The sequence below is a fragment of the Streptomyces sp. DH10 genome, from assembly GCF_029813805.1.
Lineage (GTDB): Bacteria > Actinomycetota > Actinomycetes > Streptomycetales > Streptomycetaceae > Streptomyces > Streptomyces coeruleofuscus.
In genome coordinates this window covers 1-26675 of record NZ_JARVKU010000038.1, presented here as the reverse complement: position 1 = coordinate 26675, position 26675 = coordinate 1, and the positions used below count along the sequence as shown (strand labels likewise).

The window sequence follows — 26675 nt, the reverse complement described above, 5'->3', positions numbered from 1 at the left end:
CCGCTCGCCCCCTGTCAGTACGCGGGGAGGGCCCTGTCAGTACGCGGGGAGGGTCCCCTGTCAGTACGCGGGGAGGGTCCGCGGGCCGAGGTCGTCGCGGGCGGGCGGGGGCGCGAGGCGGACCGAGGCGCCCAGGACGCTCAGGCCGTGCGAGGCGACGACGACCGGTTCCAGGGTGACCGCGACGACCTCGGGGTGGTCGTCGACCAGCCGGGACACCCGCAGCAGCAGTTCCTCCAGGGCGCCGGTGTCGGCCGGTGCGGAGCCGCGCCAGCCGAACAGCAGGGGGGCGGTGCGGATCGAGCGCACCAACGAGGTCGCCTCCTTGTCGGTGACCGGGATCAGCCGGTGTGCCGTGTCCCCGAGCAGCTGCGAGGCCGCTCCGGCGAGCCCGAAAGAGAGCACGGCTCCGGCCGCCGGGTCGATGACGGCCCGTACGACGACGTCCACCCCGCGCGGCGCCATCCGCTGCACGACCGGGCGCAGCTCCTCGGGCGCGCCGAACAGTTCGGTCAACTCGGTGTACGAACGCCGCAGTTGGTCCTCGTCCGCGAGGTCGAGGCGTACACCGCCCAGGTCCGCGCGGTGCCGCAGGTGCGGGGCGGTGGCCTTGAGGGCGACGGGGTAGCCGAGGGTGCGGGCGGCCTCGGCGGCGGCGTCGGGGGTCGGGGCGGGCAGGGCGCGGTGGACGTGGATGCCGTAGTGGCCGAGCAGGTCGCAGGTCTCCTCCGGGCCGAGCGTGAGCCCCTGCCCGCGCGCGAGGAGCCCGTCGATCAGCGTGGCGGCGCCCTTCTCGTCGATGTCCTCGTACTCCGGCACCCTGCCGGGGTCGGCGGCGTCGCGCCGCCACTGTGCGTAGGCGACGGCCTGCGCGAGGGCGCGGACGGCGCGTTCGGCGGCGGGGTAGGCGGGGATGAGGTGGGAGTCCTCAGGGGGTTCTCCGGGAGGCGTCGGGCTGAGGGTGACCTGAGGGCTCTCGGGGCGGGTTCGCGGCGGATTGCCCGCGTCGGTCTGCGGTGCCGTGCTCGCCGCCGCCGACAGGGCCTCTGCCAGGCCGCCCAGCTCCACGTGCACCACCAGGACCGGCTTGGCCGGGGCGGCGGCCACCGCGGAGCGCAGCGCGCCGGCGAGGGCCGCGTCCGCGACCGAGCCCTCCCCCACCGCCGGTATGGCGGTGACGACCACCGCGTCGCACCGGTCGTCGGCCAGCGCCCGCGACAGGGCCGTGTGGAAGTCGGCGGCGGAGGCCGCCGTGGTCAGGTCCTGCGGGGGGTGCGGCCGCAGCCCCTCGGCGAGACACGCGTCGTACGTGAGCAGGCCGAGCGACTCCGAGTTGCCGAGGATCGCCACCCGGGGCCCGGCCGGCAGCGGCTGGCGGGCGAGGAGCAGCCCGGCGTCCACCAGCTCGGTGATGGTGTCGACCCGGATCACGCCGGCCTGCCGGAGCAGCGCCGAGACGGTCGTGTGCGGCAGGCGGGTCGCCCGTACGGCGTGCCCCTGGGGGGCCGCTCCGTGCCGGGCGCCCTGGACCACGACCAGTGGCTTGGCCGCGGCCGTCCGGCGGGCGAGTCGGGTGAACTTGCGGGGGTTGCCGATGGACTCCAGGTACATGAGGACGACGTCGGTGTCCGGGTCCTCGTACCAGTACTGGAGGACGTCGTTGCCGGAGACGTCGGCCCGGTTGCCGGAGGAGACGAAGGTAGAGACGCCGGTCACGCCCGTGACGCCGCCGCCGCGCCGGTGCAGCCGGGACAGCAGGGCGATGCCGATGGCGCCGGACTGGGCGAACAGGCCGATCCGGCCCGGCCGCGGCGTCTCGGGGGCGAGGGAGGCGTTGAGCCGTACCCGCGGGGAGGTGTTGATGATGCCGAAGGCGTTCGGCCCGATGATCCGCATGCCGTACGTGCGCGCCTGCCGCACGAGGGCGCGCTGGCGTTCGCGCCCCTCGGTGCCGCTCTCGGCGTATCCGGCGGAGACCACGACCAGCCCCTGCACGCCGTGTTCACCGCACTCGGTGACGACCTCGGGGACGTGTTCGGCCGGCACGGCGACGACCGCGAGGTCGACCGGGCCGTCGATGTCCCGCACCGAGCGGTGGGCGGGCACCCCGTCGAGATCCTTCTGCTCCTCGGGGAGGGCCTTGTTCACGGCGTACAGGCGGCCGGTGAACCCGGCGTCGCGGATGTTCGCCAGGACGCTCCGGCCGACGCCGCCCGGCGTGCGCCCGGCGCCGATGACGGCGACCGAGCCGGGCGCGAGCAGCCGCTGCACGGAGCGGGCCTCGGCGCGGTGCTCGCGCGCGTACTGCACGGCGAGGGAGCGGTCGGTGGGTTCGAGGTCGAACTCCAGACGGACGACGCCGTCCTCGAAACTGCGCTTCTGGGTGTACCCGGCGTCCGTGAACACCTTGATCATCTTGGTGTTGGCGGGCAGCACCTCGGCGGCGAAGCGGCGGATGCCGCGCTCGCGGGCGACGGCCCCGATGTGTTCGAGCAGGGCTGAGGCGACTCCGCGGCCCTGGTGGGCGTCCTGCACGAGGAAGGCGACCTCGGCCTCGTCGGCGGGTGCGGACGCGGGCGTTCCGTCCGCGCCGATCCGGTCGTAGCGTACGGTGGCGATGAACTCGCCGCCCACCGTGGCCGCGAGTCCCACCCGGTCCACAAAGTCGTGGTGCGTGAAGCGGTGGACGTCCTTGGCGGACAGGCGAGGGTACGGCGCGAAGAAGCGGTAGTACTTCGACTCGTCGGAGACCTGCTCGTAGAAGCTGACCAGGCGCTCGGCGTCATCAACGGTGATGGGCCGGATGCGCGCGGTACCACCGTCGCGCAGCACCACGTCGGCTTCCCAGTGGGCGGGATACTCGTGCCGGTCCGGCGAGGTCTGCATGGGCCCCAGAGTACGGCTAGCGTCCGACAGCGGCGCGAGGCAGTCTGTGGAGGGCGTCAGTCGGGTCGAGGCCGCGATCCGACGGCACCCCGGGGCGGGACATCAGGTCCGCCCCGGTGCAGCTTCACGATATGGGAAACTGGTCTAGACAACCCTGAAAACCGAAGGGCAGCAACACATGGCTGAGCGCCGCGTCAACGTCGGCTGGGCCGAGGGCCTCCACGCCCGCCCCGCCTCCATCTTCGTCCGAGCCGCCACGGCCGCAGGCGTCCCGGTGACGATCGCCAAGGCAGACGGCAACCCCGTCAACGCGGCCTCCATGCTGGCCGTCCTCGGCCTCGGCGCCCAGGGGGGCGAGGAGATCGTCCTCGCCTCCGACGCCGAGGGCGCTGACGCCGCTCTGGACCGGCTGGCGAAGCTGGTCTCCGAGGGTCTCGAGGAACTGCCCGAGACTGTCTGAGTTTTTTCCGCACCTGATCCGGTGCACCACTGAAGGGCTCGTCCGAATTCCTCGGGCGGGCCCTTCGGCCTTTTCCGGTCACGGGTGGTCGAATTCCCGTTCACGGGCAGCAGAAATAATCCCCCGCGAATTACCTGCTCTTTGTATACGGCTCTCGTGTTAATGCCGCAGGCTCGCCGTGTTTACGGGATGTTGCGAGTTCCTCACACGCTCGGCCCGCTCCCCGGCGAAGCCGAAACGCAGCCGGTGCGCACCCGTCGCGCGCTCGGCGTGCAGCGCCGTGACCGCCCGCGCGCGCTCGCTGTCACCGCGCGCCACCGCGTCCACGATCGCGCCGTGCTCGGTCCAGGACTCCACGGGACCGGCCGGCGCCTCGACGGTGTACATCCAGGCGATCTTGTGGCGGAGCTGGGTGAGCGTCGAGGTCAGCGAGGGGCTGCCGGAGGCCTGCGCGAGCGTCTCGTGGAACCAGCCGCCCAGGGAGCGCAGGTCGTCGCTGTTGCCCCGGCGAGCGCGCTCCTGGCCGAGCCTGACCAGGCCACGCAGGACCTTCAGATGGGCCTCGGTTCGGCGCTGGGCGGCGCGGGCGGCGCCGAGCGGCTCCAGCAGCGTCCGCATCTCCAGCAGGTCGGCGGCCTCCTGCTCGGTGGGTTCGGCGACGCACGCGCCCGCGTGCCGCCGGGTCACCACGAAGCCCTCGGCCTCCAGGGTGCGCAGGGCCTCCCGGACGGGGACGCGCGAGACACCGTAGCGGCGGGCGAGGAGTTCCTCGGTCAGCCGGCTGCCGCGCTCGTAGACACCCGCGACGATGTCGTCCCGGATGGCCGTGCACACCGAGTGCGCGGGAATACGCATGACCGACCTCCGTTTAATCCCCGTGAAACGTCGACGAGTGACGCGTGTTCCGTGACTCTATTGCAATGAGCCGGAATTTCCGACGGCGGACCGGAATCCATGGATATTTTTTGGACAGCCACGCGTCACAAACGCCGAAAGCCCCGGCTCGGGAGCCGGGGCCTCGGGTAACGCGGTGGTACGCCGTCAGACGTTCACGCCGTGCGAGCGGAGGTAGGCGACGGGGTCGATGTCGGAGCCGTACTCGGGGCTCGTACGGGCCTCGAAGTGCAGGTGCGCACCGGTGACGTTGCCGGTCGCGCCGGACAGGCCGATCTGCTGCCCCGGAGTGACCTGCTGGCCCACCGAGACACCGACGGACGACAGGTGGCCGTACTGGGTGTACGTCCCGTCGTTCATCTTGATCACTACTTGATTGCCGTAGGAACCGCCCCAGCCGGCCTCGACGACCGTGCCCATGCCGACGGAGTGGACGGAGGTGCCGCTGGCGGCGTGGAAGTCGACGCCGGTGTGGCTGCCGGAGGACCAGACGGCGCCGCCGGCCTTGTAGCCGGTGGAGATGTACGAGCCGGAGATCGGGGACACGAAGGTGTTGAGGCGCTTGCGCTCGGCCTCGCGGGCGGCGCGCTCCTTGGCCTCACGGGCCTTCTCGGCCGCCTCCTTGGCCTCCTCGGCCGCCTCGGCGGCCCGCTTGCGGGCGGCCTCCTCGGCCTTCTTCTTGGCGGCGGCCTCCTCGGCGGCCTGCTTCTGGGCGGCGGCCTGGGCGTCGATCTGCTCGGCCACGGTGCCGCCCATGGTGACGACGGGGGTGAGACCGGTCTGCTCGACGGCGGGCTCGGCGGCGAAGGCCGGGGCGGCCACGGTGCCGATGACGCCGGTGGTGGCGAGGGCCGCGACGCCCGCGGCGCGGGCCGTGCCGCGCTGCATACGGCTGGGACGACGATGCTTCCCGGTGGCGCGGGTGAACGCCATGGAGTGGCTGGTCCTTTCCTTCCTTCTCGCCTACCGGGTTAGCTGACGGGTTCGGAGCAGGAAGGTCTCCTACGGACCCCCTCGCGGCTCGCGCGGGCGTCCGATTCACCCCAGGGACTGAGTTGGGTCCCCGGCTCCCCTGGCTCGCGCCGTACGGGGACTCGGCGATGACTGTCCGGTGCCGCGGGTGCGGCGCACTGCCTGACGAACAGCCCGGACGAACCTAAGCGGGGCCACTTTCAATTCCCAAACGGATCCCGGTTTTTGTAGCGCATCCCACAGGGCAGACAGGCAACCTCCGCACCAATTCGGGCATAAAGGAGCCCTGGTGCCTTAGAAGACAACCAGGGCCCCTGCGCGCGCGTGCTCCTACTCGGCGGCGACGACCGAGACTTCACCGATGCCCAAGGCCTCGACGGGGCCCTTGATCTGCGCCGCGTCACCGACGAGGACGGTCACCAGACGGTCCACCGGGAAGGCGCTGACGGCCGCCGCGGTGGCCTCCACGGTGCCGGTCGCGGCGAGCTGCCGGTACAGCGTGGCCTGGTAGTCGTCGGGCAGGTGCTGCTCGACCTGGTCGGCCAGCGTGCCCGCGACGGCCGCCGCGGTCTCGTACTTCAGCGGCGCCACGCCGACCAGGTTCTGCACGGCGACGTCCCGCTCGGCGTCGGTCAGCCCCCCGGCGGCGAGGGTGCGCAGCACCGTCCAGAGGTCCTGGAGGGCTGGGCCCGTGTTGGGCGTGTCCACGGAACCGCTGATGGCGAGCATCGCGGCACCGGTCCCGTCCGGGGCGGACCTGAGGACCTGGCCGAAGGCCCGCACCCCGTAGGTGTAGCCCTTCTCCTCGCGCAGCACGCGGTCCAGGCGGGAGGTGAGGGTGCCGCCCAGGCAGTACGTGCCGAGCACCTGCGCGGGCCACACACGGTCGTGCCGGTCCGGGCCGATCCGGCCGATCAGCAGCTGTGTCTGGACGGCGCCCGGGCGGTCCACGATGACGACCCGGCCCGTGTCGTCGGCGGTCACCGGCGGTACCGGGCGCGGCTCGGCCGCGGAGCCGGTCCAGGCGCCCAGCGTGTCGCCGAGCAGGGCGTCGAGGTCGATGCCGGTGAGGTCACCGACGACCACGGCGGTGGCCGTGGCGGGCCTGACGTGCCTCTCGTAGAAGGCGCGTACGGCCGCGGAGTCGATCGCGGCGACCGTCTCCTCGGTGCCCTGGCGGGGCCGCGACATGCGCGAGCCCGCCGGGAACAGCTCCCGGGAAAGCTCCTTGGCGGCACGGCGGCCGGGGTTGGCCATCTCGTGCGGGATCTCGTCGAGGCGGTTGCGGACCAGCCGTTCGACCTCGCTGTCCGCGAACGCGGGTGCCCTCAGGGCGTCGGCGATCAGGCCGAGCCCCTTGGCGAGCCGGGAGGCCGGGACCTCCAGGCTGATCCGGACGCCGGGGTGGTCGGCGTGCGCGTCGAGGGTGGCGCCGGCGCGCTCCAGCTCGGCGGCGAACTCCTCGGCGGAGTGCTTGTCGGTGCCCTCGGAGAAGGCCCGGGCCATGATCGTGGCCACGCCGTCGAGACCGGCCGGCTCGGCGTCCAGGGGTGCGTCCAGCAGCACCTCCACGGCGACGACCTGCTGGCCGGGGCGGTGGCAGCGCAGAACCGTCAGGCCGTTGCCGAGCGTGCCGCGCTCAGGAGCCGGGAACGCCCAGGGCTTCGGCTCGCCCCCCTGCGGCTGGGGGTGGAAATCCATCGTGGCGAGCTCGGTCACTTCGCCGCCTCCTCGTTCTCGTCGGTGGCTTCCACGGTCGCCGCGGACTCCGGGTCTTCGGTGCCTTCCGCGCTCTCGGCCTCCGGGTCGGCCGGGGCGATCGGCTCGTAGACGAGCACCGCACGGTTGTCGGGCCGCAGGCAGGCCTTGGCGACCTCCTGGACCTCCTCCGCCGTCACCTCCAGCACGCGCTGCACGGCGGTCAGGGCGAGCTGCGGGTCGCCGAACAGAACGGCGTACCGGCACAGCTCGTCGGCGCGGCCGGCGACCGTGCCGAGCCGGTCCAGCCACTCGCGCTCCAGCTGGGCCTGGGCGCGCTCCATCTCCTCGGCCGTGGGGCCCTCCTCGGCGAACCGGGCGAGCTCCTCGTCGATGGCGGACTCGATGACCGGGACCTCCACGTCACCGGACGTCTTCACGTCCAGCCACCCCAGGGAGGGCGCCCCGGCGAGCCGCAGCAGGCCGAAGCCCGCCGCCACGGCCGTACGGTCGCGCCGAACGAGGCGGTTGTACAGGCGGGAGGACTCGCCGCCGCCGAGGACGGTGAGGGCCAGGTCGGCCGCGTCGCACGCGCGCGTGCCGTCGTGCGGCAGCCGGTAGGCGGCCATCAGGGCGCGCGCCGGCACCTCCTCCTCGACGACCTCGCGCAGCTGCTCGCCGATGATCTCCGGAAGCGCGCCGTCCCGGGGCGCGGGCTTGCCGTCGTGGCCGGGGATGGAGCCGAAGTACTTCTCGATCCAGGCCAGGGTCTGCTCCGGGTCGATGTCGCCGACCACGGAGAGCACGGCGTTGTTCGGCGCGTAGTAGGTGCGGAAGAACGCGCGCGCGTCCTCCAGGGTGGCCGCATCCAGGTCGGCCATCGAGCCGATCGGGGTGTGGTGGTAGGGGTGGCCCTCCGGGTAGGCGAGGGCGGTCAGCTTCTCGAAGGCGGTGCCATAGGGGACGTTGTCGTAGCGCTGCCGGCGCTCGTTCTTGACGACGTCCCGCTGGTTCTCCATCGACTCGTCGTCGAGCGCGGCCAGCAGGGAGCCCATGCGGTCGGCCTCCAGCCAGAGGGCGAGCTCCAGCTGGTGGGCGGGCATGGTCTCGAAGTAGTTGGTCCGCTCGAAGCTGGTGGTGCCGTTCAGCGAGCCGCCCGCGCCCTGGACGAGCTCGAAGTGGCCGTTGCCTTTCACCTGGCCGGAACCCTGGAACATGAGGTGCTCGAAAAGGTGAGCCAGCCCGGTACGCCCCTTGACTTCGTGGCGCGAGCCGACGTCGTACCAGAGGCACACCGCCGCGACCGGGGTCAGGTGGTCCTCGGAGAGCACCACGCGCAGGCCGTTGGCCAGGCGGTGCTCGGTCGCTGTCAGGCCCCCGGAGCCTGCCTGGGCTGTGGCCGTGTGACCCATGGGCATGTACGTCCCTTCGATCGCGGCGCGGTCGCTCGAACCGCGGTTTTCCTGGCGAGTCCTGCCACTGTATGCAAGCGTGCGGGGCCCTGGTGAAGTTCCCGAGGGGCGTACGCGGAGAGCGTGAGAGGGAAGCGGCCGTGGCGGTGTGCCGTGGTGACGGCGTGCCTCTCCCGGGGCCCGGTCACCGCGGTGTCCGCGTACGGTCATCCCGGCACACGGCAGGCCGCCCGGAGTCGGGAGGACGCCGGACGGAAGAGCGCGGGCGGGCCGGCCCACGGCAGTTCTCCGACGGGGCCCCGGCGGCCGCGGCGGCCCGGCGAGCGGCACCCTCGGCCCGTGGCCAACCCCTGTCGGTGGGGCCGTAGACAGGGTCCTGGTCCCGGTTGTCAGTGCGGCGGTCCACAATGGTCGGCGTCAGATCTCGTTCCACGCTTCAGCAAGGAGCCGGCAGCGATGGCCCGCCGCAGCACGAAGACCCCGCCGCCCGACGACTCGTACGAGGAGAGAATCCTCGACATCGACGTCGTCGACGAGATGCAGGGCTCCTTCCTCGAGTACGCGTACTCGGTCATCTACTCCCGCGCTCTGCCCGACGCGCGCGACGGCCTCAAGCCGGTGCACCGCCGCATCGTCTACCAGATGAACGAGATGGGCCTGCGCCCCGAGCGCGGGTACGTCAAGTGCGCCCGCGTCGTCGGCGAGGTGATGGGCAAGCTGCACCCGCACGGCGACACGTCGATCTACGACGCCCTCGTGCGCATGGCCCAGCCCTTCTCGATGCGCGTCCCCCTGGTCGACGGCCACGGCAACTTCGGTTCGCTGGGCAACGACGACCCGCCGGCCGCCATGCGGTACACCGAGTGCCGGATGGCCGAGGCGACGAGCCTGATGACGGAGTCCATCGAAGAGGACACCGTCGACTTCAACCCCAACTACGACGGCCAGGAGCGGGAGCCGGTGGCGCTGCCGGCCGCCTTCCCGAATCTCCTGGTCAACGGCGCCTCGGGCATCGCGGTCGGTATGGCCACGAACATGCCGCCGCACAACCTGCGGGAGGTGATCGCCGCCGCCCGCCACCTGATCAGGTACCCGAACGCGGATCTCGACGCCCTGATGAAGCACGTCCCGGGCCCCGACCTGCCCACCGGCGGCCGCGTCGTCGGCCTGTCCGGCATCCGGGACGCCTACGAGACGGGCCGCGGCTCGTTCAAGATGCGCGCCACGGTGTCCGTGGAGGCCGTGACGGCCCGCCGCAAGGGTCTCGTGGTCACCGAGCTGCCGTTCACGGTCGGCCCGGAGAAGGTGATCGCCAAGATCAAGGACCTGGTGGGCTCGAAGAAGCTTCAGGGCATCGCCGACGTCAAGGACCTCACCGACCGCGCCCACGGCCTGCGCCTGGTCATCGAGATCAAGAACGGCTTCGTGCCGGAGGCGGTCCTGGAGCAGCTGTACAAGCTGACGCCGATGGAGGAGTCCTTCGGAATCAACAACGTCGCCCTGGTCGACGGCCAGCCGCTCACGCTGGGTCTGAAGGAGCTGCTGGAGGTCTATCTCGACCACCGCTTCAACGTCGTGCGGCGGCGTTCGGAGTTCCGCCGCGGCAAGAAGCGCGACCGGCTGCATCTGGTCGAGGGCCTGCTGACGGCCCTGCTGGACATCGACGAGGTCATCCGCCTCATCCGCTCCAGCGACAACTCCGCGCAGGCCAAGCAGCGCCTGATGGAGCAGTTCTCGCTGAGCGAGGTGCAGACGCAGTACATCCTCGACACTCCGCTGCGCCGCCTGACCAAGTACGACCGCATTGAGCTGGAAGCGGAGAAGGACCGGCTCAACGCGGAGATCGAGGAACTGACCAGGATCCTGGACTCGGACACGGAGCTGCGCAAGCTGGTCTCCACCGAACTGGCCAACGTCGCCAAGAAGTTCGGCACCGACCGGCGTACGGTCCTGCTGGAGTCGGGCGGGGCCCCGGTCGCCGCCGTGCCGCTCCAGGTGGCCGACGACCCGTGCCGGGTGCTGCTGTCCTCGACGGGGCTGCTGGCCCGCACGGCGAACGGCGAGCCGTTCCCGGAGGACGCCGGCGCCAAGCGCGTGAAGCACGACGTGATCGTCTCGGCGGTGCCGGCCACCGCCCGCGGCGAGGTGGGCGCGGTCACGTCCGCTGGCCGGCTGCTGCGGCTGAACGTGATCGACCTGCCCCAGCTGCCGGAGTCGATGCCGACGCCGAACCTCGCGGGAGGCGCCCCGCTGGCGGAGTTCGTCTCCCTGGAGGACGACGAGACGGTGGTGTGCCTGACGACGTTCGACGAGTCGTCGCCGGGCCTGGCGCTCGGCACGGCACAGGGCGTCGTCAAGCGCGTGGTGCCGGACTACCCGGCCAACAAGGAAGAGCTCGAGGTGATCACCCTCAAGGAGGGCGACCGGATCGTCGGCGCGGTCGAGCTGCGCACCGGGGAGGAGGATCTGGTCTTCATCACGGACGACGCCCAGTTGCTGCGTTTCCAGGCGTCCCAGGTCCGGCCGCAGGGCCGCCCGGCCGGCGGCGTGGCCGGCATCAAGCTCACCGAGGGCGCCAAGGTCATCTCGTTCACGGCGGTGGACCCGGCGGTGGACGCCGTCGTCTTCACCGTCGCCGGCTCGCGGGGCACGCTGGACGACTCCGTGCAGACGACGGCCAAGATGACCCCGTTCGACCAGTACCCGCGCAAGGGCCGCGCCACCGGCGGCGTCCGCTGCCAGCGGTTCCTGAAGGGCGAGGACTGCCTGTCCCTGGCCTGGGCGGGCCCGGCCCCCGCCCTCGCCGCGCAGAAGAACGGCACACCGGCCGACCTCCCGGAGATGGACCCGCGGCGTGACGGCTCGGGTGTGTCCCTGGCGAAGACGGTGGCCGTGGTGGCGGGACCCGTCTAGAGCCCCCGGCGGAGGGCTCAGGCAGGCTCTGCCGGGTCCTCCTCCGGATTCTGTACGTACCTGAGGACGCCCCACATGCCGCGCTCGTCGGCGTGTGGGGCGTCGCTCCTGCACGCGCCGAGTTCCTTGTCGAGGGCGGAGGAGTCGATGCCGGAGCCGATGAGCACCAGCTGGGTGAGGCGCTCGCCGCCGGCCGGCCAGGGCTCCGGGTAGAAGCGCAGGAACCGCCCGACGGCATGGACGGCGTAGCGGTTCAGCACGTCGTACGGCCCGAAGTCGACGTAGCCCTTGATCCGGTACAGCCCTTCGGGCCGGCTGTCGAGGAACTCCATCAGCCGGCGCGGGTCGAGGGGCTCCCGCGAGACGAACGACAGGCTGTCGTAGGCGCTGTGCAGGTGCCCGGCGTGGTCGTCCGTGCCGTGCTCGTGCAGGTCGTCGAAGGACAGCTGCCCGATGCGCTCCTCGCTCGGCCGGCAGTCGAAGAGGAACTCGGGGTCGATCCGGCCGTAGGAGGCCGGGACGACGGCGGCGCGGTCGACGAGGGAGCGGACCAGTCCGAGGACGCGTTCGCCGTCCGCCGCCCGGTCGTACTTGTTGACCACGACGAGATCGGCCAGCGCGAGGTGCCGGTCGATCTCGGGATGCCTGGACCGGGTGTCGTCGAACTCGGCGGCGTCTACGACCTCGACGAGCCCGCCGTACACGATCCCGGGGTGCTCGCTGGCGAGCACCATCCGCACGAGTTCCTGCGGCTCGGCCAGCCCGCTCGCCTCGATGACGATGACGTCGATGCCTAGGGAGGGCTCCGCGAGGCGTTCCAGGTACTCGTCCAGCTCGCTAGCGTCGACGGCACAGCACAGACACCCGTTGCCCAGCGAGACCGTGGAGTCTCCGAGCGCTCCCGCCACGGCCATCGCGTCGATCTCGATGGCCCCGAAGTCGTTGACGATGGCGCCGATGCGACTGCCGCCACTGCGGTGGAGGAGGTGGTTGAGGAGTGTGGTCTTTCCCGAGCCGAGGAATCCGGCCAGGACGACGACCGGGATCTGCTGCGGTTCCGGGCTCGGCAGGCTCACCGTACGACCTCTCTCACGCCGACGCGTGCACCGGCTTACGTTTCCGGCACACGTACGAGGATGGGATGCCGCCCCAGGATACGAGCCGCGGGAATCGCGACGAAGTGACCGACTGTCAGCAGCACTCGCGGGGCAGACGTTGGCCATGGCGCCGGTTTGTGGACTCTCGCTTCCCTCCGTGCGCCTCCTCTCGCCTCCCGCCGATCAGAGCCGCTCGGCACGCTGGGAGACGGCCAGCGGCGCCCACCGTTCGCCGGTCCGCTCAACACGCTCTCCACCGTGACGTGCGGCAGGCACTCAGGCGCTGCCACTCACCTGCGGAGCCGGCCCCACATAGCGCGCCACCGGCCTGATGATCTTCGTGTCCTCCGCCTGTTCCAGGATGTTGGCGCTCCAGCCCACCGCGCGCGCGGCGGCGAACGTCGGTGTGAACATCTCCCGGGGCAGGCCGCAGAGTTCCATGACCACGCCCGCGTAGTACTCGACGTTGGTGTGGAGTTCGCGGCCCGGCTTCAGCTCCGCCAGGATCGCCTCGACGTGCCGCTCGACCTCCACGGCGAAGTCCACCCGCGGACCGCCGAACCCCTGGGCGACCTCGCGCAGCATCCGCGACCGCGGGTCCTCCGTGCGGTAGATCGCGTGCCCGAAGCCCATGATGCGCTCACCGGAGAGCACCCTCTGCCGTACCCAGGAGTCGATCCGGTCCGGGGTGCCGATCGCGTCCAGGGTGTCCAGCGCGCGGCTGGGCGCACCGCCGTGCAACGGCCCCGACAGCGCCGCCACCGCGCCGGCGAGGCATGCCGCCACGTCCGCACCGGTCGACGCGATGACCCGGGCCGTGAAGGTTGACGCATTGAATCCGTGATCAATGGTTGAGATCAGATACTGCTCGATCGCCCGTGCGTGCTGCTCGGCCGGCACCGAGCCGGTCAACATGTACAGGTAGTTGGCCGCGTACGACAGGTCCACGCGCGGCTCCACCGGCTCGAGACCTTTCTCCAGCCGGTGCAGCGCGGTGAGCAGCGTGGGTACGGCCGCTGCCGCCTCGAGGGTGTCCTGCCTGCGCCGGTCGGCATCGATGTCGTACACGGGCCGGAATCCCTTGGCGGCGCCCAGCAGCGACAGTGCCGTGCGCATCCCGGCGAGCGGGCCGGAGCGCCCGCCGGCCGCCGCGATGGCCGGCAGCGCCGCTCGCACCTCGTCGGGCAGCCGCCGCAGCGCCGCGGTCTCCACCGTGAAGACCGCGCTCTGCCGGGCGTCCGGCAGTTCGCCGTGGACGAGCAGGTGCCAGACATCCTCGAAGGTGCGGGTCCGCGCGAGGTCGACGGCGGAGTACTGCCGGTAGTGGTAGAAGCCCTCGACACCACGGACGTCACCGATCCGGGTGTCGGTGACGACGACACCGGCGAGTCCCCGCGGTGCGTCGATGAGAGCAGATGCGGACCTGTTGACGGACATGTCTTCCTCCCTGGACCCCCTGTACTTGATTCGACTGTCCATGGTTGACTCAAGTTGTGTCAATATTGATTCGATCAATAGATCGGTCAATGGTTCCGCTAGACGGATACGGTGACCCCCATGCGCGATCAAGAACCCGCCCACCGCGACGCGGAACGGCGGCTGAGCACCAAGGAGACCGCCGAGCTGCTCGGCGTGAAGCCGCAGACCGTGTACGCGTACGTGAGCCGCGGTCAGCTCAGCAGCCGGCGGGTGACGGGCGGACGGGGCAGCACCTTCGACGCCGGGGAGGTCGAGGCGCTCGCCCGGCGCAACAGGAGGGAAGCCCCGGGCAGTTCCCCCTCCTGCGGCGAGTTGTCCGTACGGACCCGCATCACACTCATCGAGAGCGACCGCTACTACTACCGCGGTGTCGACGCCGTCGACCTGGCCACCCGGCACAGCTACGAGGAGGTCGCCGAGTGGCTGTGGACCGGCCGGATGCGTCCGGACACCACGTTCACCGCGCCGGCCGCCTCGGTCGCCGTCGCGCGCCGCGCCGTCGGCACGCTGCCCGAACACGCCGCGCCCACCGACCTGCTGCGCGTCGCGACCATCGCCGCAGCGACCGCCGACCCGCTGCGCTACGACCTGTCCGAGGACGCCGTGCTCGGCACGGCGCGCACCCTCATTCCCACGCTCGTCGCCGCTCTGCCGCCGGCGGGACACGACCGCCGCGACGAGGGCCCCGTGTCCCGCCGCCTGTGGACCCGGCTGTCGCCGCGCAAGGACCCCGACGAGGCGTCCCTGCGCGCCCTGGACACCGCCCTCGCCCTCCTCGTCGACCACGACCTGGCCGCCTCCACGCTGGCGGTGCGCGTCGCGGCGTCGGCCCGCGCCCACGCGTACGCGGCGGTCTCCGCCGGACTCGGCGTGATCGAGGGCCCGCTGCACGGCGCGGCCAGCGGGCTCGCCCACCGGCTGCTCGTCGACGTGCTCGACCAGGGCGACGCCGCGCCCGTGATCGCGGACGAACTGCGCGCCGGACGCCGCATCCCGGGACTCGGCCACCGGCTCTACCCGGGCGAGGACCCACGCGCGCGTGCCCTGTTCGCCCTCCTGGAGCAGATCCCGCGCGCGGAACCCGCCCTCCTCGCGGCCCGGGACATCGTCGAGACCACCGCCCGCCACGCCCCGCTGCACGCCAACGTCGACCTGGCGCTCGCCGTGCTCACCACGTCCTGCGGCATGCCCCCGACCGCGGGCGAGACGATCTTCGCGGTGGCCCGTACGGCGGGCTGGATCGCCCACGCCCTGGAGGAGTACGGCGAGCGGCCGCTGCGCATGCGCCCGAGCGGTCTCTACGCCGGTCCCAAGCCGCCTCAGCCACTACCGGAGTAGCTCAGGGCGGGGCCGAGAGCCGCCGCGAGCCAAGTCAGGTTAGGCTCACCTCTGTGAGTACGTGTTCAAGCGTCTCCCGGGACTCCGACGAGCCCGTTTCGGGAACCGCGGCCACCGCGAGGACCTGGCTGTTGCTGGAACAGCCCGGTCCATGGGGTGCCAAGGCGCTCACTTCGAGCCACCTGGACCCCGCCCTGGGCCGCGCCCTGGAGGCAGCGGCGAAGGACACAGGCGTGCGGATCGTGCTCATCCGCCGCCCCGGGCGCCACGCGGACCGCCGGATGCCCGCCGCACGCCGGGTGTACGCGGCCCACACCGTTCCGGGAAACGTCTGGCTGCACGGCGCGACGATCTCGGACCCCGGGCAGCTCCTCGACCTCGATTTCGCCGCACTCGGCCGGGGCGAGCACCGCTCCTTCGACGCGGTGCTCGGCGGACGGCCCCACGACGGCGAGCCGCTCGCCCTCGTCTGCACCAACGGCAAGCGCGACCGCTGCTGCGCCCTCCTCGGCCGGCCCCTCGCGGCCGAACTCGCCACGTCCGGGGTCGAGGGCGTCTGGGAGGTCACCCATCTGGGTGGTCACCGTTTCTCCCCGACGGTGCTCGTACTGCCGTACGGATACGCGTACGGCCGCGCCGAGGCGCACACCCTCAAGGAGGTTCTGCACAGCGCCCGGGAGGGGCGGATCGTCGTGGAGGGGTGCCGGGGCAGTTCGGCCTGGGAACGGCCCGGTCAGGCGGCAGAGCTCGCCGTGCGCACCAGGACGGGCGAAAACGCCGCGGAGGCGCTGAGCGTCGTACGGACGGTCGGCACGGCCCCGCGCTGGGAGGTGACCGTCGCGCACACCGACGGGCGCCACTGGCAGGTCGAGGTGGCCCAAGGCGCGGCCCTGCCGCCCCGGCCGGAGAGCTGCGGGGCGGCAGTCCTCGGTTCGCCCGCGCGGATGGACGTCGTGGCGGTGCACGAGGTGAGGGTGACGACGGCGCTGGCGAGCTGACCGGTCCGCCGGCCTCGGGTCCGGGTCGTCTCCTCAAGCATTGATCAAGAGATCCACGCCACACCCATTACGGCAGGTAGCCGGCCCCACGTACCTTCTTGGGTATGAGCCCCACTCCCCCCGCACGCCGCCTGCGCCTCGGCCTGCCCCGGCGGGTGTTCTCGCAGGTGCTGCTGATGCAAGTGGCGATCGCCGCGGGAGTCGCGGTCCTCGCGACCGGGTTGTTCCTCGCGCCCCTGAGCGACCAGCTGGACGACCAGGCGATGCGCCGGGCACTCGCCATCGCGCAGACCACCGCGCAGCAGCCGGGCCTCGCGGAGGAGGTGCGGGACACGCCTCCCGCACCGAACGGCCCGGTGCAGAAGGAGGCCGAGCGGATCCGGAAGGCCACCAAGGCCGAGTACATCGTGGTGATGGACTGGCGGGGCGTGCGGTGGTCGCACACCGACCCGAAGCAGATCGGCGGCATCGTCTCGACCGACCCCGGCCAGGCCCTGGCCGGCAAGGAGGTCATGGAGATCGACAGCGGGACCCTGGGCCGCTCGGCCCGCGGCAAGGTGCCGCTGCGGGACAGCGACGGCACGGTCGTCGGCGCCGTCTCGGTCGGCATCGCCTACGACAGCGTCCGGGCCCGGCTGATCCACGCGATCCCGGGGCTGTTCGCGTACGCCGGCGGTGCCCTGGCCGTAGGCGCGCTGGCCGCGTGGCTCATCTCCCGGCGGGTCCACCGGCAGACCAGGGACCTGGCCTTCTCGGACATCGCGTCGCTGCTGTCGGAACGCGAGGCGATGCTGCACGGCATCCGGGAGGGCGTCGTCGCCCTGGACCGCACCGGCCGCATCCGGCTCGTCAACGACGAGGCGCAGCGTCTGCTGGGCATCGGGGACGCTGTGGTGGGCCGTTCCCCCGACGAGGCGCTCGGCGCGGGCCGCACGGCCGACGTGCTGGCCGGGCGCGTGGCCGGCACGGACCTGCTCACCGTCCGCGGCCAGCGGGTGCTGGTCGCCAACCGCATGCCCACCGACGACGGCGGCGCCGTGGCCACCCTGCGCGACCGCACAGAGCTGGAGCAGCTGGGCCGCGAGCTCGACTCCACCCGCGGTCTGATCGACGCGCTGCGCGCGCAGGACCACGAGCACGCCAACCGTATGCACACGCTCCTGGGGCTCCTCGAGCTGGAGATGTACGACGACGCCGTGGAGTTCGTCGGCGAAGTGGTCGGCGACCACCGGGCGACCGCGGAGCAGGTCACCGAGCGGATCGAGGACCCGTTGCTCGCCGCCCTGCTGGTCGGCAAGGCGACCGTCGCGGCCGAGCGGGGCGTAGCACTGTGGGTGTCGGACCGGACCCGGCTGCCCGACCGGCTGATCGACCCCCAGGGGCTCGTCACCGTCGTCGGCAACCTGGTGGACAACGCCCTCGACGCCGTCGCGGGCAAGCCGCACGCGCGCGTGGAGGTCGAACTGCGCGTCGAGGGGCGTACGGCGATCCTCCGGGTGCGCGACACGGGGCCGGGAATCCCGCCGGAGCACCGAGAGTTGATCTTCACCGAGGGATGGTCCACGAAGAAGCCGCCGGCGCACCGTGAGCGGGGCATCGGGCTCTCCCTGGTGCGCAGGCTCGCCGAGCGGCAGGGGGGCAGCGCGACCGTCGGCGAGGCGCACGGCGGAGGCGCGGAGTTCACCGTCGTCCTGCCCGAGGCGCTGGCCCAGCCGGGCCCGGAACCTGCCCTGACCGTGCCGTCAGCTCCACAGACCGCCAAGGAGGAGTCGTGATGATCGAGGTGCTGGTCGTGGACGACGACACCAGGGTCGCGCGGGTCAACGCCGCCTACGTCGAGAAGGTGCCGGGCTTCCATGTCGCCGGCGAGGCCCACAGCGCCGCGGACGCGCTGCGTCAGTTGGAGACGCTGCCCCGGCTCGACCTGGTGCTCATGGACCACTACCTGCCCGACGAGACGGGGCTCGCGGTCGTCCAGGAGATGCGCCGGCGCGGCCACCAGACCGACGTGATCATGGTGACTGCGGCCCGGGACGTTTCCACCGTGCAGGCGGCGATGCGGCACGGCGCGTTGCAGTACCTGGTCAAGCCGTTCGCCTTCGCCGGCCTGCGCTCCAAGCTGGAGGCGTACGCGGAACTGCGCCGCACCCTCGACGGCGGCGGGGAGGCGGAGCAGGCCGAGGTCGACCGCATCTTCGGGGCGCTGTCCACCCCCTCCGAGCCGGATCTGCCCAAAGGCCACTCCCCCACCACCGCGGAGCTGGTCCGTCAGTCCCTGATGAACGCGGACGGGCCGCTGTCCGCCCAGGAGATCGCCGAGCGGACCGGGGTGAGCCGCCAGACCGCCCAGCGCTATCTGAAGCTCCTGGAACGCACGGGACGGGCCAGACTGACCCTCAAGTACGGCGACGCGGGCCGCCCGGAACACCGTTACGTGTGGGCGACCCGCGCCTAGGCGGTCCGTCTGAGGCCGTTTCGGCTGTCGGCCCGTGGCCTTCTTCGCGAACTCCGTCGTGCGGGTCCGCGCGAGATCGAGCCTGGCGTTCTTGATGTCGGGGTGCGCCGTAACCGTACGCCGGTGAAGGCCCCGCCCCCTACGCCGCTCCCGCCCCGGTCAGCGACCGCACCTCCGTCTCCGCGTGCCTGGCCTCGTCCGGGACCTCCGCCGAGGTGACCGTGCCCAGCCAGCCCGCGAGGAAGCCCAGCGGGATCGAGACCAGGCCCGGGTTCTGCAACGGGAAGTACTGGAAGTCGACGCTCGGGAACAGCGAGTCGGGGCTTCCGGAAACCACCGGGGACAGCACCACGAGCACCAGGGCCGGGACCAGACCGCCGTAGACGGCCCACACGGCGCCGCGTGTGGTGAAGCGGCTCCAGAACAGGGAGTAGAGCAGCACCGGAAGGTTCGCCGACGCGGCGACGGCGAAGGCGAGGCCCACCAGGAACGCGACGTTGAGGTCCCGCGCCAGCAGCCCGAGGGCGATCGCCACCACGCCGACACCGACGGCCGCGACACGGGCCACGGCCACCTCGCTACGGGGCTTGCCGCGCCGGCGCCTGAGGGACGCGTACAGGTCGTGGGCCACCGACGCCGAGGACGCGAGCGTGATACCGGCGACCACGGCGAGGATCGTGGCGAAGGCGACCGCGGCGACGATCGCGAAGAGAACCGTTCCACCCGTGGATCCGGCACCACCGCCCAGATCGAGCGCCAGCAGCGGAACGGCCGTGTTCCCGGCCGCGTTCGACCCGCGTACCGCGTCCGGACCCACGATGGCGGCCGCGCCGAATCCGAGCACGATCGTCATCAGGTAGAAGCCGCCGATGAGCCCGACGGCCCACACGACCGAGCGACGTGCGGCGCGCGCGGTGGGCACGGTGTAGAAGCGGGACAGGATGTGCGGGAGCCCGGCCGTGCCCAGCACCAGGGCAAGCCCCAGACTGATGAAGTCGAAACGGGCGGTCCAGTCCCCGCCGTACTTCAGCCCGGGCGCCAGAAACGCCTGCCCGTGACCGCTGCGCTCCGCCGCCGTGAGCAGCAGCCGGTCCAGGTCGCCGTGGAAGCGCATCAGGACGAGCACCGTCAGCGCGATCGTGCCGCCGAGCAGCAGGACGGCTTTGACGATCTGGATCCACGTCGTCGCCCGCATCCCTCCCAACGACACGTAGATCACCATGAGCGCGCCGACGCCGATGACGGTCCAGGCCCGCGCCGCCTCACTCGTGCCCCCGAGCAGCAGCGCCACCAGGCTGCCCGCGCCGACCATCTGCGCCACCAGATACAGAACGGACACGGTGACCGAGGACGTTCCCGCCGCGATCCGTACCGGCCGCTCCCTCATCCGCGCCGCCACGACGTCCGCGAGCGTGAACCGTCCGCAGTTACGGACCAGTTCGGCCACGAGGAACAGCACCACCAGCCAGGCCACGAGGAAGCCGACGACATACAGCAGACCGTCATAGCCGTACAGCGCGATGAGCCCGGTGACCCCCAGGAAGGAGGCGGCCGACATGTAGTCACCGGCGATGGCAAAACCATTCTCCATGGGTGAGAAGAGCCGCCCGCCCGCGTAGAACTCCTCCGCCGAACCACGCCGCTTGCGGCTCACCCAAGTCGTGATCGCCAGCGTGACCGCGACGAACCCGCTGAACATCAGCAGCGCCAGCGTCTGGTGGTCATCCGTCACGAGACACCGCCGTTGACGCCGCGCGTCAGCTCCTGTGTGTCCCAGCGCAGTTCGAGCGCCGCCCGGTCCCTGCGCAGCCGCGCGTGCCGGGCGTACGCCCAGGTGAACAGGAACGTGCTCAGGAACTGCCCGAGCCCCGCCAGAAGCGCCACGTTCACCGCTCCCGCCACGGGCCGCGCCATCAGCTCCGGCGCGGTCGTGGCAGCCACCACGTAGCCCACGTACCAGGCGAAGAAGGCCACGAAGGCCGGCACCACGAACCTCCGGTACCGCCGCCGCACCTCCTGGAAGGCCTCGCTGCGCCGCACCTCCAGATACACATCGGCCGCAGCGACCCCGGTCTCGCCCTCCCTCCGTGCCGACGGGACCACGGCCGGATCCGGCACCCCGGCACCCGCCGCCTCGCCCCAGCCGGAGGCGAGGGCGTCGTACCAGGGATCGTCGTACCTGAGGCGCCCGGCCTCATCGGCCGGGACCGGGCCGGCACCGTCGAGTGGCTCGACCGGACTTTCCTGGCCGGCCCCGTCTCTACGGGGACGGCCCTTGCTTGGCTGCATGCCCAAGGATGGACAGAACGGGAAGATCCCCGACTCTTCTTCCCCTTGCTCTTCACCCCATCAGGTGACTCAACCCACTGGTGGCCGCACCAGTCCCTTTCCGTAGGCGTAACGCACCGCCTGCGCACGGTCCTTGAGCCCCGTCTTGGCGAAGAGGTTATTGATGTGGGTCTTCACGGTCGCGGTGGAGACATGCAGCCTGCGGCCGATCTCCTGATTGCTGAGCCCTTCGGCGATGAGCAGCAGCACCTCCGTCTCCCGCACGGTGAGCCCGTCCGGCGCCTCAGGGGGTGCGGCCTGTCTCGCCTCAGTCTCCGTCAGCCGCTCCAGCAGCCGCCTCTGGATGCTCGGCGAGAGACCCGCGTCCCCGGACAGCACGCTGTGCACGGCCCGCACGATCTCCTCTCCGTCGGCGTCCTTCGTGAGATAGCCGCGCGCTCCCGCAGCCAGGGCCGGGAAGAGCGACTCGTCGTCGGCATACGTCGTGAGCACCACGACCTGCGTCCCGGGGTGCTCCGCGCGGATCCTGCGGGTCGCCTCCACTCCGTCGCAGCGAGGCATGCGCAGGTCCATCAGCACCACGTCCGGGGCGACTTCCGCGACGAGCCGCACCGCCTCCTCGCCGTCCCCCGCCGCGCCGACGACCTCGATCCCGGGCAGCAGACCAAGCAGCATCACGATGCCCTCCCGCACCACGGTCTGGTCGTCCGCGACCACCACCCGAGCGGGCTTCCGCTCGGCCTCTTCCGTCATACCGGCACCTTCAACGTCACCATGAACCCCTCCTCGCCCGGCCCGGCCTCGAACGAACCGCCCAGCAACTCGGCTCGCTCCCGCATGCCCAGCAGACCGTACCCGGCTCCCGTCCCGGTCAGGTCGCCCGGCGAGCCACCCGAGTCCCGCACATCCAGGGTCACCTCGTGCGGGCTGTAGTCGAGCCTCAGGCGCACCTTGGCGCCCGGGGCGTGCTTGCGGGCGTTCGTCAGAGCTTCCTGAGCCGCTCTGCGCACAGCCTGAGAAGCCTCGGCCGGCAGTGCCCTGCGTTCACCCGTGATGGTGATCTCGGCGCCGTCGGCCGCGCCCGCCAACTGGTTCAGGAACTCCTCCAGCGGGGTCAGGTCCCCGCGCAGGGCGGAGAGCGCCTGCCGCGTCTCGGCGAGCCCGCCACGCGCCATCTTCCGTGCCGCCACCACTCGTTCGAGAACCTGCTCCCGTTCCCCGCCACGCTCGATCAGCAACCGGGCCGCCTCCAAGTGCACGAGTTGGGCGGACAGGCTGTGTGCCAGCACGTCGTGAATCTCCCGCGCTATACGGGCCCGTTCGGCTAGCGCCGCCGTCTCCGCCTCGGCCGCCCGCGCGGCCCGCTCCTGGGCGAGCAGCCGCTGTGCGCTGCCGCGGGCCTCGGCATCCAGGCGCAGCGTGTATCCGGCCAGGGTGAGGCCCAGGCCGGTGACGACGGACGTCAGCACGTCGTCGTTGTTCACGGCCCCGAACGAACCGAGTGCCACGCCCGCCGCGCTGAGGGCGACTGCCGGTGGGAGTCGCTCCAGTGCCGAGACGGCACATCCGCACCACATGACCAGGGCCGCGACCTTGAACCCCGACATCTGGGCCGCGACGGCGACGCCCTGAAGCAGCGCGAGCAACGCCAGCGACGGCCACAGGCGGTGCTGGAGCGTGGTCCGGAAGAACGCCCAGGCGAGCAGTGCCGCCACAAGCACCCCTCCGGCTCCGGCCGCCGCCTTCCAGCCGCGTATCTCGGTCCCGGCGAAGGCACCCCACATCAGCACACCGAGGACCAGTGCCCTCACCGTCCAGGCCAGCAGACACCGGGAGCGTGAGAGTCCCTCGCGGCTGAGCGCCTCCCGGGAAGGCCAGCGTGTCCAGGCGTTCTCCTTCACACGCGCTCCCTCCCCGCAGGCCGCACCGTGCTGTCACCGTACGCCCGGCCCGACTTCACGGCAGGGCCTGACAACCGACCGCGCCGGGCCAGGATTCCGGCCCGTGCGAGCAAGGTGCCGGCAAGCCCCAGCAGCAGGGCCGAGCTGTCCTGGTGAACGCCCATCGCGGCACCGAGCACGAAGAGCCCGGCGCGCAGTCCGATTCCGACGCCCCAGACGGCGACGCTCGCGCTGCTGCTCTTGCTCCATACCGTGCCGTCCGGCTGCACCCAAATGCGGGTGGTCCAGGCCCAACCGGCCCCGATGGCCAGGCCGACGAGCAGTTCGACGCCGAGCAAAAGCGCCGAGGTCGTGTGGTGATGGGCGTCGAGTACGCCGGGCTCGCGCAGTGCGACGACGGCCAGAATCGCGGGCAGGAGCCACCGGCGGCGCTCGCCGTCGATGGGGGTTGCGCGGAACTGCCGGGCGATCACCAGCACGGCAACGAGCACGATCACCAGCGCGTCGACGAGCCCGGACATCACAACCTCCGTGAGCGAGAAAGGGATGCCGGCAGCGTTGCCGCCGACGCCTTCGACGCTACGGAAATGGCCAGTTCACGGGATCGGAGTACGGGTGGACCGTGGGTGGATCTCCGACGGTGCGTCTCTCCACCCAAGGGTGGAGAAACGGCCTGGACACGGCGGCCTGGGCCGCATGCGGGCCGGGTCGTCCAAGCCGGTCGGCCCGTAACACCAGGCATGGCAAGAGCAGCATGCGCCGGCTTCCAGGCATGCCACGGAGCCATGCGCCGGCTTCCCGGCCGAGCCGGCCAACCGGAACCAGCCCGAGCACCTGCCGATCCCTGGCGCTGTCAGCCCCAGCTCCCGCCGATACCTGGCTCTGTCAGCCCCAGCTCAGGCCAACACCAAAACCCAACCGACACCGGCACCGACCCCGACCAGCACCCGCCCCGCTCAGATCACCAGCACCCAGCCCCGCCCTGTCCTGCTTTGCCCGGCCGAAGCCCAGCGCAGCGGCTACGCATCGATCCGCGACCGATCCAGCGTCGCCGCCGAGTTGGAGATGAACTCCTTGCGCGGCGCGACGTCGTTGCCCATCAGCAGATCGAAGACCTGCTCGGCGGCCTCGAGGTCGGAGAGGTTGATCCGGCGCAGAGTGCGGTGGCGCGGGTCCATGGTCGTCTCGGCCAGCTGGTCGGCGTCCATCTCGCCGAGACCCTTGTAGCGCTGGATCGAGTCCTTGTAGCGGACGCCCTTGCTCTGGAGGTCCATGAGCTTGTCCCGCAGTTCCCGGTCCGAGTACGTGTAGACGTACTTGTCCTGTCCCTTCTTCGGCTGGACGATCTCGATGCGGTGCAGCGGGGGCACCGCCGCGAAGACCCGGCCGGCCTCGACCATGGGCCGCATGTAGCGGTGGAACAGGGTCAGCAGCAGTGTGCGGATGTGCGAGCCGTCGACGTCGGCGTCGGTCATCATGATGATCTTGCCGTAGCGGGCCGTGTCGATGTCGAAGGTGCGGCCCGACCCAGCTCCTATGACCTGGATGATCGCGCCGCACTCGGCGTTCTTGAGCATGTCCGTCACGGACGACTTCTGGACGTTGAGGATCTTGCCCCGGATCGGCAGGAGCGCCTGGAACTCGGAGTTCCGGGCCAGCTTCGCCGTGCCGAGCGCGGAGTCGCCCTCAACGATGAACAGTTCGCTGCGGTCGACGTCGTCGCTGCGGCAGTCTGCGAGCTTGGCCGGCAGCGAGGAGGACTCCAGGGCCGTCTTGCGGCGCTGCGCGTCCTTGTGCTGCCGGGCGGCGATGCGCGTACGGGCCGCGGCGACGGCCTTCTCCATGACCACGCGGGCCTGCTGGGCGGCGTCCCGCTTCGTGGACGTCAGGAAGGCCTTGAGCTCCTTGGTGACCACGTTGTTCACGATGCGGCGGGCCGCCGACGTCCCGAGGACCTCCTTGGTCTGGCCCTCGAACTGCGGCTCGGCGAGACGCACGGTGACGACCGCGGTCAGGCCCTCCAGGGCGTCGTCCTTGACGATGTCGTCCTCGGCGACGCGCAGGAGCTTCTTGGTGCGCAGCACCTCGTTCATCGTCTTGGCGACGGCCTGCTCGAAGCCGGCGACGTGCGTACCGCCCTTGGGGGTCGCGATGATGTTGACGAACGACCTGAGCGTCGTGTCGTAGCCGGTGCCCCAGCGCAGCGCGACGTCGACGCCGAGTTCGCGGGTGACCTCGGTGGGCGTCATCTGGCCGTGGTCGTCCAGGACCGGGACGGTCTCCTTGAAGGAGCCCGATCCGGAGAAGCGGAGGACGTCGCAGATCGGCTTGTCGTTCGCCAGGTACTCGCAGAACTCGCTGATTCCACCGTCGAAGCGGAAGGACTCCTCGCCCTTGCTGCCGCCCTCGCCGAGCCCGTACTCGTCGCGCACGACGATGGTCAGGCCGGGCACCAGGAACGCGGTCTGGCGGGCGCGCTGGTGCAGGTTCTCCAGGGAGAGCTTGGCGTCCTTGAGGAAGATCTGCCGGTCGGCCCAGTACCGCACGCGCGTGCCGGTGCGGGTCTTGGGGATCTTCTTGGCCTTGCGCAGGCCGCTCTTGGCCTCGAACTTGGCGTCGGGGCCGTTCCCGGCGAAGGCACCGGGGACACCACGCCGGAAGCTGATCGCGTGGGTGTGTCCACCGCGGTCCACCTCGATGTCCAGACGGGCGGACAGGGCGTTCACCACGGAGGCGCCGACGCCGTGCAGACCACCGGATGCGGCGTAGGAGCCGCCGCCGAACTTGCCGCCGGCGTGCAGCTTGGTCATGACGACCTCGACACCGGAGAGGCCGGTCTTGGGCTCAACATCGACCGGGATGCCCCGGCCGTTGTCCCGGACCTCGACCGAGCCGTCATCCTGGAGGATGACCTCGATGTGGTCACAGTAGCCGCCGAGGGCCTCGTCGACGGAGTTGTCGATGATCTCCCAGAGGCAGTGCATCAGGCCACGGCTGTCAGTCGACCCGATATACATTCCGGGGCGCTTCCGCACGGCCTCGAGCCCCTCGAGGACGAGCAGGTGCCGCGCGGTGTAGTTGGACCCGTCCCGGTCTGCTCCTGCCAGCAGAGCTGTGGACGGCACGGACGTCTCGGCGGTCACGCGGTTCGCTCCTCGCTGAATTTCAGATGGGGCCCTCATGGGTAAGGGCGCGGCTTCAGTCACCGGTGAGAGGGTACCGAGGCCTGGTAGAGCCGTTGTAACGCCACCCTCGTCGGAAACTCACCCTAGTCCAGACTCGTATGCCTGTTCGATCCCTCGTTGGAGTGAAGCACACATCACGTTCCCTTCCAGGCATGAACCATTTAGGCTCCGGGCACGTCCTCATGAACAACCGGCAACCCAGCCGGGAGGACCGACCACCGATACAACGCGAAGCTCCGTAAGACACATAGACACGCAATACGGCACATTCGCCGCCAACCGGCAGCAGACAGCCGCCTCGCAAAGATTCTTTCGAGGAAAAGCCACGAGCGGGAACGTTTTGGGGCTGGTTGGATGTTGACCCTGGTACGACAGCTCGTCGAGCTAGAGAAGAGGCGACGTGACTACTGTTCTGACCCCTGCGAGCCAGTTGACGGCCGCTGATCGCTGCGACCGCTGCGGCGCCCAGGCGTACCTGCGCGTCGTCCTGCTCAGCGGCGGAGAACTGCTCTTCTGTGCCCACCACGGGCGCAAGTTCGAGCCGGAACTCAAGAAGATCGCCGCTGAGATACAGGACGAGACGGAGCGGCTGACGTCCGCTCCCGCGACTGCCGCCTCCGAAGAAGAGCGCTGACACCTCGCGTCCGACGACGAGCCAGCACGGCACAGGCCGGTGAACGGGCGGCTGCCTCCGCTAC

20 protein-coding genes and 1 riboswitch are annotated in these 26675 nt (G+C 71.2%); of the genes, 7 read left to right on the top strand and 13 right to left on the bottom strand.

Features of this window, described 5'->3' with window-relative positions:
• Window positions 1-60: 60 nt before the first annotated feature.
• Window positions 61-2886 carry a bifunctional acetate--CoA ligase family protein/GNAT family N-acetyltransferase gene (locus tag QC385_RS41745; RefSeq protein ID WP_279546636.1) on the bottom strand — a complete coding sequence of 942 codons (2826 nt, stop codon included), beginning with the start codon at window positions 2884-2886 and terminating at the stop codon, window positions 61-63.
• Between the two features lie 178 nt (window positions 2887-3064).
• Between QC385_RS41745 and QC385_RS41740 the strand changes: the two genes are divergently transcribed.
• Window positions 3065-3346 carry an HPr family phosphocarrier protein gene (locus QC385_RS41740; RefSeq protein ID WP_003993478.1) on the top strand — a complete coding sequence of 94 codons (282 nt, stop codon included), beginning with the start codon at window positions 3065-3067 and terminating at the stop codon, window positions 3344-3346.
• 159 nt (window positions 3347-3505) lie between these two features.
• Here the strand turns inward: QC385_RS41740 and QC385_RS41735 are convergent, their stop codons facing one another.
• The 4 genes from QC385_RS41735 to QC385_RS41720 all read right to left on the bottom strand — a co-directional run bounded on the left by QC385_RS41735 (window position 3506) and on the right by QC385_RS41720 (window position 8322).
• Complete coding sequence (locus QC385_RS41735) at window positions 3506-4201, bottom strand: GntR family transcriptional regulator (RefSeq protein ID WP_279546635.1); 696 nt, start codon at window positions 4199-4201, stop codon at window positions 3506-3508.
• Between the two features lie 186 nt (window positions 4202-4387).
• Entirely contained in the window at window positions 4388-5173 is a 786-nt protein-coding gene (locus tag QC385_RS41730; RefSeq protein WP_279546634.1) for a M23 family metallopeptidase, read from the bottom strand.
• Window positions 5174-5186: 13 nt separating this feature from the next.
• Window positions 5187-5350, bottom strand: a riboswitch (cyclic di-AMP (ydaO/yuaA leader).
• 192 nt (window positions 5351-5542) lie between these two features.
• Window positions 5543-6931, bottom strand: a complete 1389-nt coding sequence (locus QC385_RS41725) for a M16 family metallopeptidase (RefSeq protein ID WP_279546633.1) — start codon at window positions 6929-6931, stop codon at window positions 5543-5545.
• Window positions 6928-8322, bottom strand: coding sequence for a M16 family metallopeptidase (locus QC385_RS41720; protein ID WP_279546654.1), 1395 nt, complete (start codon window positions 8320-8322; stop codon window positions 6928-6930). Before QC385_RS41720 ends, QC385_RS41725 begins: the two co-directional genes overlap by 4 nt.
• 456 nt (window positions 8323-8778) lie before the next feature.
• On the opposite strand from QC385_RS41720, the gene QC385_RS41715 reads away from it, so the two are divergent.
• Entirely contained in the window at window positions 8779-11235 is a 2457-nt protein-coding gene (locus QC385_RS41715; RefSeq protein WP_279546632.1) for a DNA gyrase/topoisomerase IV subunit A, read from the top strand.
• A 17-nt stretch (window positions 11236-11252) separates the two neighbouring features.
• Here the strand turns inward: QC385_RS41715 and QC385_RS41710 are convergent, their stop codons facing one another.
• Both QC385_RS41710 and QC385_RS41705 read right to left on the bottom strand, forming a co-directional pair.
• Complete coding sequence (locus QC385_RS41710) at window positions 11253-12311, bottom strand: CobW family GTP-binding protein (protein WP_279546631.1); 1059 nt, start codon at window positions 12309-12311, stop codon at window positions 11253-11255.
• Window positions 12312-12608: 297 nt separating this feature from the next.
• Window positions 12609-13769: a citrate synthase/methylcitrate synthase gene (locus QC385_RS41705; RefSeq protein ID WP_279546630.1), complete on the bottom strand. Its 1161-nt coding sequence runs from the start codon at window positions 13767-13769 to the stop codon at window positions 12609-12611.
• A 120-nt stretch (window positions 13770-13889) separates the two neighbouring features.
• Between QC385_RS41705 and QC385_RS41700 the strand changes: the two genes are divergently transcribed.
• The 4 genes from QC385_RS41700 to QC385_RS41685 all read left to right on the top strand — a co-directional run bounded on the left by QC385_RS41700 (window position 13890) and on the right by QC385_RS41685 (window position 18602).
• Window positions 13890-15149, top strand: coding sequence for a citrate synthase family protein (locus tag QC385_RS41700; protein ID WP_279546629.1), 1260 nt, complete (start codon window positions 13890-13892; stop codon window positions 15147-15149).
• Window positions 15150-15202: 53 nt separating this feature from the next.
• Window positions 15203-16147, top strand: a complete 945-nt coding sequence (locus QC385_RS41695; RefSeq protein ID WP_279546628.1) for a sucrase ferredoxin — start codon at window positions 15203-15205, stop codon at window positions 16145-16147.
• 104 nt (window positions 16148-16251) lie between these two features.
• A complete protein-coding gene (locus QC385_RS41690; RefSeq protein ID WP_279546627.1) occupies window positions 16252-17922 on the top strand; it encodes a sensor histidine kinase in 1671 nt (556 codons plus the stop codon).
• Window positions 17922-18602 carry a response regulator gene (locus tag QC385_RS41685; protein ID WP_086845712.1) on the top strand — a complete coding sequence of 227 codons (681 nt, stop codon included), beginning with the start codon at window positions 17922-17924 and terminating at the stop codon, window positions 18600-18602. The genes QC385_RS41690 and QC385_RS41685 overlap by 1 nt, the downstream gene beginning before the upstream one ends.
• Before the next feature lie 139 nt (window positions 18603-18741).
• Here QC385_RS41685 and QC385_RS41680 read toward each other — a convergent pair whose 3' ends face one another.
• From QC385_RS41680 to QC385_RS41655, 6 genes are all read right to left on the bottom strand, one after another.
• Window positions 18742-20334 carry a solute symporter family protein gene (locus QC385_RS41680; protein WP_279546626.1) on the bottom strand — a complete coding sequence of 531 codons (1593 nt, stop codon included), beginning with the start codon at window positions 20332-20334 and terminating at the stop codon, window positions 18742-18744.
• The gene (locus tag QC385_RS41675; protein WP_279546625.1) at window positions 20331-20891 is read right to left on the bottom strand and encodes a DUF485 domain-containing protein; all 561 of its coding nucleotides are present in this window, start codon (window positions 20889-20891) and stop codon (window positions 20331-20333) included. Before QC385_RS41675 ends, QC385_RS41680 begins: the two co-directional genes overlap by 4 nt.
• 69 nt (window positions 20892-20960) lie before the next feature.
• Entirely contained in the window at window positions 20961-21644 is a 684-nt protein-coding gene (locus QC385_RS41670; protein WP_279546624.1) for a response regulator transcription factor, read from the bottom strand.
• Window positions 21641-22792, bottom strand: coding sequence for a sensor histidine kinase (locus QC385_RS41665; RefSeq protein WP_279546623.1), 1152 nt, complete (start codon window positions 22790-22792; stop codon window positions 21641-21643). Before QC385_RS41665 ends, QC385_RS41670 begins: the two co-directional genes overlap by 4 nt.
• The gene (locus tag QC385_RS41660) at window positions 22789-23313 is read right to left on the bottom strand and encodes a CcdC protein domain-containing protein (RefSeq protein ID WP_279546622.1); all 525 of its coding nucleotides are present in this window, start codon (window positions 23311-23313) and stop codon (window positions 22789-22791) included. Before QC385_RS41660 ends, QC385_RS41665 begins: the two co-directional genes overlap by 4 nt.
• 498 nt (window positions 23314-23811) lie before the next feature.
• Window positions 23812-25935 (bottom strand): DNA gyrase/topoisomerase IV subunit B, encoded by a 2124-nt coding sequence (locus QC385_RS41655; protein WP_279546621.1) that lies wholly within the window; start codon window positions 25933-25935, stop codon window positions 23812-23814.
• 442 nt (window positions 25936-26377) lie between these two features.
• Between QC385_RS41655 and QC385_RS41650 the strand changes: the two genes are divergently transcribed.
• A complete protein-coding gene (locus tag QC385_RS41650; RefSeq protein WP_059417413.1) occupies window positions 26378-26611 on the top strand; it encodes a DUF7455 domain-containing protein in 234 nt (77 codons plus the stop codon).
• Window positions 26612-26675 lie beyond the last annotated feature (64 nt).

Bases quoted from the DNA above. Each gene is read 5' to 3' on its own strand.
- QC385_RS41745 (WP_279546636.1), bottom strand. From the start codon at position 2,886: ATGCAGACCTCGCCGGACCGGCACGAGTATCCCGCCCACTGGGAAGCC.
- QC385_RS41700 (WP_279546629.1), top strand. From the start codon at position 13,890: ATGCGCGATCAAGAACCCGCCCACCGCGACGCGGAACGGCGGCTGAGC.
- QC385_RS41705 (WP_279546630.1), bottom strand. From the start codon at position 13,769: ATGTCCGTCAACAGGTCCGCATCTGCTCTCATCGACGCACCGCGGGGA.
- QC385_RS41690 (WP_279546627.1), top strand. From the start codon at position 16,252: ATGAGCCCCACTCCCCCCGCACGCCGCCTGCGCCTCGGCCTGCCCCGG.
- QC385_RS41685 (WP_086845712.1), top strand. From the start codon at position 17,922: ATGATCGAGGTGCTGGTCGTGGACGACGACACCAGGGTCGCGCGGGTC.
- QC385_RS41660 (WP_279546622.1), bottom strand. From the start codon at position 23,313: ATGTCCGGGCTCGTCGACGCGCTGGTGATCGTGCTCGTTGCCGTGCTG.
- QC385_RS41730 (WP_279546634.1), bottom strand. From the start codon at position 5,173: ATGGCGTTCACCCGCGCCACCGGGAAGCATCGTCGTCCCAGCCGTATG.
- QC385_RS41670 (WP_279546624.1), bottom strand. From the start codon at position 21,644: ATGACGGAAGAGGCCGAGCGGAAGCCCGCTCGGGTGGTGGTCGCGGAC.
- QC385_RS41715 (WP_279546632.1), top strand. From the start codon at position 8,779: ATGGCCCGCCGCAGCACGAAGACCCCGCCGCCCGACGACTCGTACGAG.
- QC385_RS41675 (WP_279546625.1), bottom strand. From the start codon at position 20,891: ATGCAGCCAAGCAAGGGCCGTCCCCGTAGAGACGGGGCCGGCCAGGAA.
- QC385_RS41720 (WP_279546654.1), bottom strand. From the start codon at position 8,322: ATGGGTCACACGGCCACAGCCCAGGCAGGCTCCGGGGGCCTGACAGCG.
- QC385_RS41740 (WP_003993478.1), top strand. From the start codon at position 3,065: ATGGCTGAGCGCCGCGTCAACGTCGGCTGGGCCGAGGGCCTCCACGCC.
- QC385_RS41735 (WP_279546635.1), bottom strand. From the start codon at position 4,201: ATGCGTATTCCCGCGCACTCGGTGTGCACGGCCATCCGGGACGACATC.